The sequence below is a fragment of the Serratia sp. AXJ-M genome (assembly GCF_046531865.1).
In the GTDB taxonomy this organism is placed as follows: domain Bacteria; phylum Pseudomonadota; class Gammaproteobacteria; order Enterobacterales; family Enterobacteriaceae; genus Serratia; species Serratia liquefaciens.
Window position 1 is genome coordinate 1,790,114 of the sequence record NZ_CP059394.1, and the last position, 13,773, is coordinate 1,803,886.

Below are 13,773 nucleotides of genomic sequence, written 5' to 3' on the forward strand. Positions count from 1 at the left end.
GGCCGTTTCGTTTATCAGATTTTGGAGATTTTTGTTCACATGGTGGATTCCCTGACGTTACAACCGGTCGCCTTGGTCAATGGCACCGTCAACTTACCTGGCTCAAAGAGCGTGTCCAACCGTGCTCTGCTGCTGGCTGCGCTGGCGGAGGGGACGACGACGCTGACCAATCTGCTGGACAGCGATGACGTGCGCCATATGCTGAATGCGCTACAGGCATTAGGGGTGAGTTACCAACTGTCAGACGATCGTACCACCTGTACAGTCGAAGGTGTTGCCGGCCCGCTGGTGGCTAATCAACCGCTTGAGCTGTTCCTCGGCAATGCCGGCACCGCGATGCGCCCTTTGGCGGCTGCGCTGTGCCTGGGCAGCAATGATGTGGTGTTGACCGGCGAACCACGGATGAAAGAGCGCCCAATCGGTCATCTGGTGGATGCCCTGCGTCAGGGTGGCGCGCAGATTGATTATCTGGAGCAGACCGATTACCCGCCATTGCGCCTGCGCGGTGGCTTCCAGGGCGGTGATGTGACCGTGGACGGCAGCGTATCCAGTCAGTTTCTGACCGCATTGCTGATGACGGCACCGCTGGCCAAACAGGACACCCATATCCATATCAAGGGCGAGCTGGTTTCCAAGCCGTACATTGATATCACCCTGCATCTGATGCGCACTTTCGGCGTTGAAGTCAGCCACGACAACTATCGCGTGTTCCACATTAGCGGTGGCCAAACCTATCGCTCACCGGGTGATTATCTGGTGGAAGGGGATGCCTCTTCCGCGTCTTATTTCCTGGCGGCGGCGGCGATTAAAGGCGGTACTGTCCGCGTTACCGGCATTGGTAGAAAAAGCGTTCAGGGCGACACCAAGTTTGCCGACGTGCTGGAAAAAATGGGTGCACGTATTACCTGGGGCGATGACTATATTGAATGCAGCCGCGGTGAACTGCGCGGTATCGACATGGACATGAACCATATTCCTGATGCGGCAATGACCATCGCAACCGCAGCCCTGTTTGCCGAAGGCCCGACCACCATCCGCAACATCTACAACTGGCGGGTTAAAGAGACCGATCGCCTGGCGGCGATGGCGACGGAGCTGCGTAAAGTGGGGGCTGAGGTGGATGAAGGGGAAGACTACATTCACGTAGTGCCACCGGCCAAGCTGAAATTTGCCGATATCGGCACCTATAATGACCACCGTATGGCGATGTGCTTCTCGCTGGTGGCGTTATCGGACACCCCAGTGACCATTCTCGATCCGAAATGTACCGCGAAAACCTTCCCGGATTACTTCGAACAGCTGGCGCGCATCAGTCAATTGGCATAATTCCACAGTCAGATGCTTTTTTTTAAGGCCCTTAATTGGGCCTTTATCGTTTTTAACGCCCGCAGGCTGCGGGCGTCCACTATACTTTTGCGCGGACGTACGCTTATTTTCAACAACCAGACAGTTCCAGGGTAACAGTTAGTCGTTTGGCAGCGTATAATACGCCACCGTGACTGCCCCGACTGGGCAGGCGGCAGGGACGCTTTTAATTATGCTTTCGCATTGTGCTGACGGCAGGTTATGTCCCTGTGAGGTTTTCTACCTGAAGGAGAGAGAAATGACGGCTACAGCTCCGGTGATAACCGTTGATGGACCAAGTGGCGCAGGCAAAGGTACTTTGTGTAAGGCGCTGGCCGAATCCCTTGGTTGGCGTTTGCTGGATTCCGGTGCGATCTATCGCGTACTGGCACTGGCGGCACTGCATCATCAGGTTGATATCACTTCTGAGGAGGCGCTGGTTCCCCTGGCCGCACATCTCGATGTTCGCTTTGTTGCCGAAGGTGGCAAACTGCAGGTGATTTTGGAAGGTGAGGATGTCAGCAATGAAATCCGCACTGAAACCGTCGGCAATACCGCTTCGCAGGCAGCGGCTTTTCCGCGCGTGCGTGAAGCCTTGTTGCGGCGCCAGCGTGCATTCCGCGAGGCCCCGGGCCTGATTGCCGATGGGCGCGACATGGGCACCGTGGTATTCCCCGATGCGCCGGTAAAAATTTTCCTGGATGCCAGTTCTGAAGAGCGTGCGCACCGCCGCATGCTACAGTTGCAGGAAAAGGGCTTTAATGTTAACTTTGAACGTCTTTTAGCCGAGATAAAGGAACGGGATGACCGTGACCGTAATCGGCCTATCGCGCCACTGGTGCCGGCCTCCGACGCCCTCGTGCTGGATTCAACCAGCATGTCGATCGACGAAGTCATCCAGCGTGCGCTGACATATGCACATGAAGTTTTAGCGTTGCCGCAGCAGTAAGCGCGGCGGCGTTATTGGCTTTTTGTCATATTTGTCATGGCAGTATCGAACTATATCGGGTAAAATTTTACCCCTGTAACCTAAACCCTGTCGGCATGGAGCCAATGGCGGGGTATGTGAAACAACCCCATTCGGCGGGATGCTAAATGGACGTTAAACTATAGAACCCTGAAGATTAAACATGACTGAATCTTTCGCTCAACTCTTTGAAGAATCCCTGAAAACAATCGAAACCCGTCCGGGTTCCATCGTTCGTGGCGTTGTAGTTGCTATCGACAAAGACGTAGTACTGGTTGACGCCGGTCTGAAATCTGAGTCTGCCATCCCGGCTGAGCAATTCAAAAACGCACAGGGCGAGCTGGAAATCCAGGTAGGCGACGAAGTTGATGTTGCGCTGGACGCTGTTGAAGATGGCTTCGGTGAAACTCTGCTGTCCCGTGAGAAAGCTAAGCGTCACGAAGCTTGGATCACGCTGGAAAAAGCTTACGAAGAAGCTGAAACTGTCGTCGGTGTTATCAACGGCAAAGTTAAGGGTGGCTTCACTGTAGAGCTGAACGGTATTCGTGCGTTCCTGCCAGGTTCCCTGGTTGACGTGCGTCCAGTACGTGACACTCTGCACCTGGAAGGCAAAGAGCTTGAGTTCAAAGTCATCAAGCTGGACCAGAAACGCAACAACGTTGTAGTTTCTCGCCGTGCGGTTATCGAATCAGAGAACAGCGCAGAACGTGATCAACTGCTGGAAAACCTGCAGGAAGGCATGGAAGTTAAAGGTATCGTTAAGAACCTCACTGACTACGGTGCATTCGTTGATCTGGGCGGCGTAGACGGCCTGCTGCACATCACTGATATGGCTTGGAAACGCGTTAAGCATCCGAGCGAAATCGTCAACGTTGGCGACGAAATCACTGTTAAAGTGCTGAAGTTCGACCGCGAGCGTACTCGTGTTTCCCTGGGCCTGAAGCAACTGGGCGAAGATCCATGGGTCGCTATCGCGAAACGTTACCCAGAAGGCACCAAGCTGACTGGTCGTGTAACCAACCTGACTGATTACGGCTGCTTCGTAGAAATCGAAGAAGGCGTTGAAGGCCTGGTACACGTTTCTGAAATGGATTGGACCAACAAAAACATCCATCCGTCCAAAGTTGTTAACGTGGGCGATGTAGTGGAAGTTATGGTTCTGGACATCGATGAAGAGCGTCGTCGTATCTCCCTGGGTCTGAAGCAGTGCAAAAACAACCCATGGCAGCAGTTTGCAGAAACCCACAACAAGGGCGACCGCGTTGAAGGTAAAATCAAGTCTATCACTGACTTCGGTATCTTCATCGGCCTGGACGGCGGCATCGACGGCCTGGTTCACCTGTCTGACATCTCCTGGAACGTTGCAGGCGAAGAAGCAGTTCGTGAATACAAGAAAGGCGACGAAATCGCAGCGGTTGTTCTGCAAGTTGACGCAGAGCGCGAGCGTATCTCCCTGGGCGTGAAGCAACTGGCTGAAGACCCGTTCAATAACTACCTGTCTATGAACAAGAAAGGTACTATTGTTACTGGTAAAGTCACTGCAGTTGACGCCAAAGGTGCTACAGTTGAATTAGCAGGCGGCGTAGAAGGTTACCTGCGTGCATCTGAAGCCTCTCGCGACCGCATTGAAGATGCAACTCTGGTTCTGAATGTGGGTGACGACGTTGAAGCTAAATTCACCGGCGTTGACCGTAAGAACCGCGTAGTAAGCCTGTCCGTACGTGCTAAGGACGAAGCTGACGAGAAAGACGCAATCGCTACTGTTAACAACAAACAGGAAGAGAGCAACTTCTCTAACGCTATGGCTGAAGCTTTCAAAGCGGCTAAAGGCGAGTAATGACGGGGGGCGGTTTTTTAATCGCCCCGATACGGTAGTTTAGCTGCAAAGCTTGGAGGAACTATGACCAAGTCTGAACTTATTGAAAGACTTGCTGGCCAGCAATCTCATGTACCGGCGAAAGCCGTTGAGGATGCAGTGAAAGAGATGCTAGAACATATGGCTGCTACGTTAGCCGATGGTGAACGCATTGAGATCCGCGGATTCGGCAGTTTTTCTCTTCACTACCGTGCTCCGCGTGTGGGTCGCAACCCGAAAACTGGTGATAAAGTTGAGTTGGACGGCAAGTACGTTCCTCACTTCAAGCCAGGCAAAGAGCTGCGTGACCGCGCCAATATCTATGGTTAGTCACTGACTTCCATAGAGTTGTTGCTTGTACTGAAATATAAAACGGCGCCCCCAGGGCGCCGTTTTTTTTTGGCCTGAACGCTGAGATTGACCGGTTGATTCTGCACTTTTCTGCTTACCACGTCGCAACATGTTGCCCCTGAAGGTAACGGTCATCGTTATTGTGCGGCGCCTCGCGCACGTCTTTAGATTATGGCTGGTGGAACCTGGTCTTGATGTGAACAATCCCGTGATGTTGGCGGCTTGAATAGCTGCCCCAAACCGGGAGAAACCCTATCAAGACCTCGCTGGATTTGGCGATCATCGCGATTATCTGCGGCACTCTGCCCCTGCTTTTCATGCCGCATCTGCCTGACGCACGAATAATGCTATGCGTCATTTTGCCCATCTGTTGTTACCTGTGGTGCAGGGGCTCCCTATGCCGATTTATGGCATGGGGGGCTTTGGGCTTTCTGTGGGCGGTATTCACTGCCGGAAACCTGGTCGATCAAATCAACCGCCTGAGCCAGGGGCCTGTAGTGCATGCCGTGGTCGAAGTTAGCAGCATTGCGCTTGCGGCTACGGCACGCAAGCAGACGGTAATGCATATAGAACAGATTAATGGCAGGTGGTTGGTGCCATCCATTGCGTTTTCCACACTGTGGCAACCCAAAGAGCAACCTTTGTGCGCCGGACAGCGTTGGCAGATGCAACTGCGCCTGCGACCGATGCATGGCAATTTAAATGAAGGGGGCTTCGACAGCCAACGTTGGGCTATCTCGCAGCGTCAACCATTAACGGCGCAGGTAAAGAGCGCCACACTTTTGGATCCCGCCTGTAGCTGGCGACAGCGTATTATCCGCCATGCCGAAAACAATATTGGTACGGTTCGTTATCAGGCCGTTTTACTGGCTTTGGCATTTGGTGAACGCGGGGCACTAGAGCCTTCACTGCGTTCGCTAATGTTAAAAACCGGTATTGCTCACCTGATGGCCATTTCAGGGCTGCATGTGGCGATGGTGGCCATTCTGATTTGGTCTTTGCTGCGGGTAATCCAGTTTTGGTTACCTGCCCACCGAATCGGCTACCGTTTCCCTCTGATTGCCAGTTGGCTCGGGGCGCTAGGTTATATCTGGTTGGCTGGCGCGCACCCGCCGGCGGTAAGAACCGGCCTGGCGTTGACGCTCTGGATGCTGTTGCGCATACGGGGTATTCATTGTTCTTCTTGGCAAGTTTGGTTGTGGTGTATCGGCTTGATACTGATTTGCGATCCGCTGGCGGTGTTGTCCGACAGCTTTTGGCTCTCGGCGACGGCGGTGTTGTGCCTGATATTTTGGTTTGAATGGGTCCCCCTCAGTCCCCGTTTTCGCGTGGGATGGTATTGGGCACCGCTGCGTTGGCTGCATATCCAGTTTGGTATCACATTGTTGCTGGTGCCGATGCAAGCAGGTTTGTTTCTTGGCCTCAGTATGACCTCAATACCGGCCAATCTTTGGGCCGTACCCTTGGTTTCCCTGGTGACGGTTCCGCTGATCCTTCTCGCCGTGGTACTGGGGATTTTCCCTCCGTTGAGTACCGGGTTGTGGTGGGCAGCAGACCTCACGCTGGCGTGGGTCTTCACCCCATTACACTACCTGCAGAACGGGTGGCTTGACCTTGGCGCAGCATCGCTGGTTGTCAGCATTATGGGCTGGTTGATGGTGATTTTCTGGCGCTTTCATTGGTGGCTGCGCTATGTCTCGGTGCTGGTAACGCTGGCAGTGTGCTGCCAGCTGTGGCGGGAGAAAGCCCCGTCATATCGCTGGCGCGTAGATATGCTCGATATTGGTCATGGCTTGGCCATGGTGGTTGAAAAGAATGGCCGGGCGATATTGTACGATACTGGACCCCGTTGGGGGACGGGCAGCGCGGCCACGCGCAATATCGTCCCCTTTCTTTACTGGCGTGGGCTGCCGGTGGATCAAATCGTCATTAGCCACGATCATTTGGACCATATCGGTGGTCTTGAGGAATTGCAGCAGGCATTCCCGCTGGCGACGGTGAGAAGTCCGCGGCTTGGCGCTGGCCACTTACCCTGCGTCGCGGGGGAAAGTTGGCAATGGCAATCGCTGCAATTCCAGGTGCTGTGGCCACCGAAAGCAGTAAAGACCGCGGGAAATGACGACTCGTGCGTCATCCGTATCGATGATGGCAAATACAGCCTGTTGCTGACCGGTGATGCAGAGAAAAGGTCGGAAGCACAGCTGGTACGGCATCAGCGCCATTTGTTGCGCGCGACGATATTACAGGTTCCCCATCATGGCAGTAAAACGTCATCCACTCCGCCATTTTTACGTGCTGTAGCGTCGGAAGCGGCAATAGCTTCCGCATCGCGTTACAATAAATGGCGATTACCTGCGGTTAAAGTCGTCGCCAGATATCGGGAAAATGGCATCATATGGCGCGATACATCGCGCTCCGGTCAGTTATCCGTACTTTTTTTCGACAACGATTGGCAAATTAAAGGCTTTCGTGAACAAATAATGCCCCGTTGGTACCATCAGCGGTTTGGCGTAGAGGGTGATAATGAGTAAAATGGGCCGCTATTTCTTCCGATGCTGGTATTTGCATGATGAATGATAAAGATCTCTCCACCTGGCAGACTTTCCGTCGCCTCTGGCCGATGATCACACCTTTTAAGACCGGGCTGATCGTGGCCGCCATTGCGTTGGTAATGAACGCAGCCAGCGACGCCTTTATGCTGTCTTTGCTTAAACCTTTATTGGATGACGGTTTTGGGAAAACGGAAAGCACTATCCTGCTGTGGATGCCATTGGCCGTTATTGGCCTGATGGTGGTGCGCGGGGCGACGGGCTTTGTTTCCAGCTATTGCATTTCATGGGTTTCCGGCATGGTGGTGATGCACATGCGTCGTCGTCTGTTTGGCCACATGATGAGAATGCCGGTGTCCTTCTTCGACCAGCAATCTACCGGTACATTACTGTCTCGCATCACTTATGATTCCGAGCAGGTCGCTTCATCCTCGTCCAGTGCACTGGTGACCGTGGTGCGTGAAGGGGCGTCGATCATCGCGCTGTTCACCATGATGTTCTATTACAGCTGGCAGCTTTCGGTGATCCTGATCGTCCTGGCCCCGATTGTCTCTATTGCGATCCGCATCGTTTCCAAGCGCTTCCGTAATATCAGTAAAAACATGCAGAACACCATGGGGCAGGTGACTACCAGCGCCGAGCAGATGCTGAAAGGCCACAAGGAAGTTCTGATTTTCGGCGGCCAGCAGGTTGAAACCGATCGCTTCAATTCGGTCAGCAACCGCATGCGTCAACAGGGCATGAAGTTAGTTTCCGCTTCCTCTATCTCTGACCCTATCATTCAGTTGATCGCTTCACTGGCTCTGGCCTTTGTGCTGTATGCCGCCAGCTTCCCAAGCGTGATGGAAACCCTGACTGCCGGTACCATCACCGTGGTGTTCTCTTCGATGATCGCTCTGATGCGTCCGCTGAAGTCACTGACTAACGTCAACGCGCAGTTCCAGCGTGGGATGGCCGCGTGCCAGACCCTGTTCTCGATTCTGGACATGGAGCAGGAAAAAGACACCGGTACCCGCGAAGTGACTCGTGCGAAAGGCGACATCGAATTCCGCAATGTTACTTTCTACTATCCAGGCAAAGAAACCCCAGCGCTGCGTGATATCAATCTGAGCATTTCAGAAGGTAAAACGGTGGCGTTGGTGGGCCGTTCAGGATCGGGCAAGTCGACCATCGCCAATTTGCTGACCCGGTTCTATGACGTTCAGGAAGGCGAGATCCTGATGGATGGTCACGATCTGCGCGAATACACGCTTGCGTCGTTGCGCGATCAGGTAGCCCTGGTTTCGCAAAATGTGCATTTGTTCAATGACACCATCGCCAACAACATCGCTTACGCGCGTGAGGAACGCTATACCCGCGAAGAGATAGAGAAGGCCGCGCGCATGGCTTACGCCATGGATTTCATTGAGAAAATGGAAAATGGTCTGGATACGGTAATTGGCGAGAATGGCGTAATGCTTTCCGGTGGTCAGCGCCAGCGTATCGCCATCGCCCGTGCCTTGCTGCGCGATTGCCCGATTCTGATCCTCGATGAAGCCACCTCGGCACTGGACACCGAATCAGAGCGTGCTATTCAGGCCGCGTTGGATGAATTGCAGAAAAACCGTACTTCATTAGTGATTGCGCACCGTCTGTCGACGATTGAGAAAGCCGATGAAATCCTGGTGGTTGAGGATGGCCGTATCGTCGAGCGTGGCGAGCATGCCGTATTGATCGAAAAGCAGGGCGCCTATGCCCAGCTGCACCGTATGCAGTTTGGTCAATAATGATCGAACGCATCTGGTCAGGCAGTTCGCTGGTTTATTTGCTGTTGTTACCGCTGTCCTGGCTGTATGGCCTGGTCAGCGGACTGATTCGGCTCAGCTACCGTTGCGGCCTGCGTAAAAGCTGGCGTGCGCCGGTACCGGTAGTGGTGGTGGGAAATCTCACCGCTGGCGGCAATGGCAAAACCCCGATGGTGATCTGGCTGGTTGAGCAGTTGCAGCAGCGTGGTTACCGGGTGGGTGTCGTTTCGCGCGGTTATGGCGGTAAAGCTGAGGCGTATCCGCTGTTACTCAATGCGAGTACTACTACCCGGCAGGCCGGGGATGAGCCGGTTCTGATATATCAACGTACCGCCGCGCCGGTTGCCATCTCGCCGAACCGTGCCGAAGCGGTTCAGGCGCTGCTTAAGCAGCACCGACTTGATATTGTGATTACCGATGACGGTTTGCAGCATTACGCCTTACAGCGCGATTTTGAATTGGTCGTGATCGATGGTGTACGCCGCTTCGGGAACGGTTGGTGGTTGCCTGCGGGCCCGATGCGCGAACGCGTTTCGCGTTTGAACAGCGTTGATGCATTGATTACCAACGGTGGCGTGGCGCAACCGGGTGAAATTGCCATGCGATTGCAGGCGCGCGAAGCGGTGAATGTTGCCACTGGCGAACGCCGGCCCGCGGTTGAATTGCCGCATGTGGTGGCGATGGCCGGCATTGGCCATCCGCCGCGCTTCTTCGCCACGCTGGAAAAGCTGGGTGTGGATGTTGAAAGAGAAGTGGCGTTTGCCGATCATCAGGAATACCAACATGACCCGCTGGCGGCGCTGGTAACCCCTGGACAAACGCTGCTGATGACTGAAAAAGATGCGGTCAAATGCCGTGCCTTTGCCCAGTCTAACTGGTGGTATTTACCGGTTGATGCGGTACTTCCCCCCGATCAGGCTGAGCAACTGCTGCAAAACATCGAAGCCCTGCTGAAGCAATAATTCAAACCGCTAGCGCGTGCAGCCCCAAGGCTTGCGCGCAGGCATCTATCGAGCGTTGCTGTGTTTGCTGATACAGCGATAGCTCATCGATCACCTCGGCTCCCAAAGCCAGTTCAAACGCCGCTTTGCTGGACGTTGCGTTGTATTGCGCATGGCTGGTATCGCCGAGATTCGACTGGAAAATACCCGCGGCGCTGACCGGCAAGAAATCTTCATACACCAATGGCTGGAAGCGGATATATTCCTTGGCAATCAACTGTTCCAGCGTGCTGTGCTGATCCAATGAGTCTTTGGCTGCCAGCCCGCATTCGGTCGGGAAATAGCGGAACCAGGCCAACTGCTGCTCTCGCAGGGTGGCATAATCATCCGGAAACGCCTGAAAATTTTGCGCCAGCAGTTGATTGTAGCGGTCTGCGTTTTTCTCGTTGGGCGGTGCCTGCAGTGCATCGTTGGTAGCCTGCAGCAGACGATCGTAGAGTGCGCGGCCTTTCGTCGTCAACGCAACGCCGCGCTGTTCTATTTCACCGAAGCGGGCAGTATGGTGCCCGTGAACGGCGCTGCCGTCATGCTCAACGAAATCGACGTTTTCCTCCAGCGCTTTAAAGCTGGTTTGGCGCAGCAGGATAGGGCGTCGACGCGGCGGTGGCCCTTCAATCACCGCTTTGGGAGTGATGCCCCGGCCAGGCATTGCCTGTTGAACCAGATCGATATTAAGGGTGCGCGGCGTCAGGTGGTTAATGTGCGGGCCTTTGAACGCGACCACGTCAGCAATCAAACGGTGTTGGTCGTGCAACTGCTGATATTCGGCTGCGCTGACCGTCGCCCTGCTGTGCCAACGGAAGGTTTCCAGCGCTTGCTCGACAAATTCGTCGGCCTGGTTCTCGTCCAACCCACCCTGGGCTTCCTGCAAGGCGATCAGCTCCAGTGCGCGCTCGGTAAATATTCTACGACGCGCCAACAGTTGTTGCGCCAGTTGACGTAGTTCCGGATTATCAATCAGCTCTAGTCGCAAGAGCGAAGTGAACACGCGAAAGGGGCTGATTTGCAGCGCGTCTTCATGCACCGCACGAAATGCGGTGGAGTGGACCGGAACGCCTGCCACGGCCAGATCGTAATAACCGACCGGGGACATGCCCATAACGTTAAACAGCCGCCGCAGGGTCGCCAGTTCTTGCTCAGTTCCCACCCGGATAGCGCCGTGACGCTCCATGGCCAGCCGTTCGATTTCGCCGGTAATTTGTAGTTGATGAGCCAATGCGGCATCTTCGCGCAGGACCTGTCTGTTAGTTTCCGCTACCAGTTCGAGCAAATCGCCGTACAGAGGTACCTCTTTTTGGTACATCTCTGACATGGCGTGGGAGAATCTGGCGCGGATTTCATTCGGTGAGACGAACTGCTGGGCGGTCATGCGCATAGCTCCTTGATTCAGTATAATCTGAAAAATTATATTTTTGACGGCATAAGTGCTGGCTGAAAGGCCATCTGCCTTGTTTTCACCTCAAGTTTAGCCATGTCGATTGGGTTTTGTTATAGCTTGGGCAAGCATATTAGATTTTTATGCGTTAGCTCTCATTTGAACAGCACAGGGCGGTAACATTGGCCGTCCAGAAGGCAATAACGCCAAGGTTTTTACATAAAAAAAGATAAATTAACTCATGCACAATCATAGACATAAAAACAAATTCGAAGTAATGATAAAAATAAGGCAATAAACCTCTTGTGCAAAGAATAGATTTATGAGTAAATGCAAGTCGGCCTGTGATACAGACCTATTTATGTTCGAGTATAGAGTTAAGTAGTTCCTCCAAAAACGTTATCATCTGATTCCGCTTCAAAGACGAACCTTCTAAGTACCTCCCATAAGTAATGTTTCTAAAAACGGCCTAAATTGCCTTATGGCAGGTTTTGTATATATATTTAAAAGGTAAATGTGTAATGTCTAAGAAGACTGGTCAGGTGAAGTGGTTCAACGAAAGCAAAGGTTTTGGTTTTATTGAACAGAACGACGGTGGAAAAGATGTATTCGTACATTTCTCTGCAATCGCGACCGACGGTTTCAAAACTCTGGCTGAAGGCCAGCGTGTTGAGTATACCATCCAGGACAGCCCGCGCGGGCCGGCTGCCGCCAACGTTGTTGCTCTGTAAGAAAACAGGGAATAGCGTAAAACGATCTTAATACAACCATGATGATGCGTTAATGCTGATTCATTGCGGAAGATATTAAGTTCAACAAGCCCGCCGTAGTGCGGGTTTTTTATTTTTTGCTCACGAGAGGTTTGTTACGAAAAACTTTAGGATGGGCTGGTAGCGTCCAACAATAATAAAAATGACGTTGTTAAGGATGCTCAAGTAAAAGGATATAAGTTATGTTTAAAAATACTGTGTTACAAATGGGCCGTGTGAAATGGTTTGATCAGGCCGCAGGCTATGGTTTTATTTCACCGGTAGACGGTAGCGACGAAATCTATGTAAGCCGTCGTTCTATCGCCAATACTAAAAATAAATCATTGAACGAAGGTCAGAACGTTGAGTTCTCGATCTATCGCAGCTCTCATGGGCTGTCAGCGGCAGACGTTATCGCGTTCTGACCCACCCCTTCCTCGCCAGTGCCGGTGCCGCCACCCCAAGCACTGGCGAAGATAAATTCCCCGATATCCACTATTATCAAGCGATTGTTCAGTCACTTCGGATATCAGGATGAACACCCCCGTTATTTCTCTTACTGCCGCCCGTGCGCTCCACCTTGCCGCACAGGGGTTGTTAACCCCGATAAAACGTAAAGCCAAGCCCGACGATGTGGTTGCCGCCATTCAGCGTATGGGCCTCCTGCAAATCGATACCATCAGCGTTGTCGCTCGCAGCCCCTATTTGGTGCTGTTCAGCCGCTTGGGTGATTATCAGCCCGAATGGCTGGAACAGGCGCTGGCCGGTAGACAGGTGTTCGAGTACTGGGCACATGAAGCCTGCTTTTTACCCATTGAAGATTTTGGCCTGCTGCGACATCGTATGCTGCAGCCGCAGGGTATGGGCTGGAAGTATTCCGAAGAGTGGATGCAGGACCATCGCACCGCAATTGATGCACTGCTGCAACATATTGAAGCCACTGGCCCCGTACGTTCGGCGGATTTTAGCGCCGAGAAGAAAGGTAACAGCGGTTGGTGGGATTGGAAGCCGGAAAAGCGGCATCTCGAGATCCTGTTTACCGCCGGCAAACTTATGGTGGCTGAGCGACGCAACTTCCACCGCGTTTATGATCTTACGGAAAGGCTAATGCCCCATTGGGATGATAGTCGACACGGGCTGGCGGCCGATCATGCGCGGCATGAGATGCTGAAGCGTACCTGTCGCTTCCTTGGGATATTCAAGGCTGAATGGCTGGCAGATTACTACCGACTGAAGCGAGTGGCGCCGAAGGCACTCCTGGCCGGGTTACAGCAGCAGGGGGAAGTGCTGCCGGTGTTGATCGACGGATTGGACGGGGAATTTTACGTACACCATTCGCTGGCCGCAGAACTGCACCTGGCGGAGCAAGGAAAGCTGAAATCAAGCGTAACCACTCTGCTTTCTCCCTTCGATCCAGTGGTTTGGGATCGCCGCCGCGCCCTGGAGTTGTTCGATTTCGATTACCGGTTGGAGTGTTACACGCCAAAAGAAAAACGGCAGTATGGCTATTTCACCCTTCCCGTGTTGCAACGTGGAGAACTGATTGGTCGCATTGATGCAAAAATGCATCGTCGGCAGGGCATGTTTGAAATCATCAGTTTCCATCCGCAGACCAAGGTTCACTTTGGTAAACAGCGTATGCAGGACATTCGGCAAGCCATCACCCGCAGTGCAAAATGGCACGGTGCAAATCAGGTTATTTTGGGTGATATTCCGGCGCCGCTGGCGACCGAATGGCGCGAGGGCTGGGATGTGGAATAACGAACGGCGTTGTCGGCGTGGGTAAAACGAATTCCAG

At 53.3% G+C, this 13,773-nt stretch carries 11 protein-coding genes; 10 read left to right on the forward strand and 1 reads right to left on the reverse strand.

All coding sequences use genetic code 11. The annotated features are described in order from the left end of the window. Nucleotides 1-39 precede the first annotated feature (39 nt). The 7 genes from aroA (at nt 40) to lpxK (ending at nt 9,812) form a co-directional block, all read left to right on the forward strand. The gene (gene aroA / locus H0S68_RS08350; RefSeq protein WP_128864116.1) at nt 40-1,326 is read left to right on the forward strand and encodes a 3-phosphoshikimate 1-carboxyvinyltransferase; all 1,287 of its coding nucleotides are present in this window, start codon (nt 40-42) and stop codon (nt 1,324-1,326) included. A gap of 277 nt (nt 1,327-1,603) precedes the next feature. Then, a complete protein-coding gene (gene cmk, locus H0S68_RS08355) occupies nt 1,604-2,293 on the forward strand; it encodes a (d)CMP kinase (RefSeq protein ID WP_020826129.1) in 690 nt (229 codons plus the stop codon). Between the two features lie 181 nt (nt 2,294-2,474). Next, nucleotides 2,475-4,148, forward strand: coding sequence for a 30S ribosomal protein S1 (gene rpsA, locus H0S68_RS08360; protein ID WP_020826130.1), 1,674 nt, complete (start codon nt 2,475-2,477; stop codon nt 4,146-4,148). Between the two features lie 63 nt (nt 4,149-4,211). After that, entirely contained in the window at nt 4,212-4,496 is a 285-nt protein-coding gene (ihfB, locus tag H0S68_RS08365; RefSeq protein WP_004942652.1) for an integration host factor subunit beta, read from the forward strand. Nucleotides 4,497-4,834: 338 nt separating this feature from the next. Continuing rightward, the gene (locus H0S68_RS08370; RefSeq protein ID WP_410529454.1) at nt 4,835-7,048 is read left to right on the forward strand and encodes a ComEC family protein; all 2,214 of its coding nucleotides are present in this window, start codon (nt 4,835-4,837) and stop codon (nt 7,046-7,048) included. 35 nt (nt 7,049-7,083) lie between these two features. Continuing rightward, a complete protein-coding gene (gene msbA / locus H0S68_RS08375; RefSeq protein WP_128864118.1) occupies nt 7,084-8,832 on the forward strand; it encodes a lipid A ABC transporter ATP-binding protein/permease MsbA in 1,749 nt (582 codons plus the stop codon). Continuing rightward, nucleotides 8,832-9,812, forward strand: a complete 981-nt coding sequence (gene lpxK, locus H0S68_RS08380) for a tetraacyldisaccharide 4'-kinase (protein WP_128864119.1) — start codon at nt 8,832-8,834, stop codon at nt 9,810-9,812. The genes msbA and lpxK overlap by 1 nt, the downstream gene beginning before the upstream one ends. A gap of 1 nt (nt 9,813) precedes the next feature. On the opposite strand, the gene H0S68_RS08385 is transcribed toward lpxK, so the two are convergent. Continuing rightward, nucleotides 9,814-11,220, reverse strand: coding sequence for a VOC family protein (locus tag H0S68_RS08385; protein ID WP_020826135.1), 1,407 nt, complete (start codon nt 11,218-11,220; stop codon nt 9,814-9,816). Between the two features lie 527 nt (nt 11,221-11,747). Between H0S68_RS08385 and H0S68_RS08390 the strand changes: the two genes are divergently transcribed. From H0S68_RS08390 to H0S68_RS08400, 3 genes are all read left to right on the forward strand, one after another. Next, a complete protein-coding gene (locus H0S68_RS08390) occupies nt 11,748-11,957 on the forward strand; it encodes a cold-shock protein (protein ID WP_020826136.1) in 210 nt (69 codons plus the stop codon). A gap of 221 nt (nt 11,958-12,178) precedes the next feature. After that, on the forward strand, nt 12,179-12,400 hold the full coding sequence (locus H0S68_RS08395) for a cold-shock protein (protein WP_006320799.1): 222 nt from the start codon (nt 12,179-12,181) through the stop codon (nt 12,398-12,400). A 109-nt stretch (nt 12,401-12,509) separates the two neighbouring features. Beyond that, entirely contained in the window at nt 12,510-13,736 is a 1,227-nt protein-coding gene (locus tag H0S68_RS08400) for a winged helix-turn-helix domain-containing protein (protein WP_217331006.1), read from the forward strand. Nucleotides 13,737-13,773 lie beyond the last annotated feature (37 nt).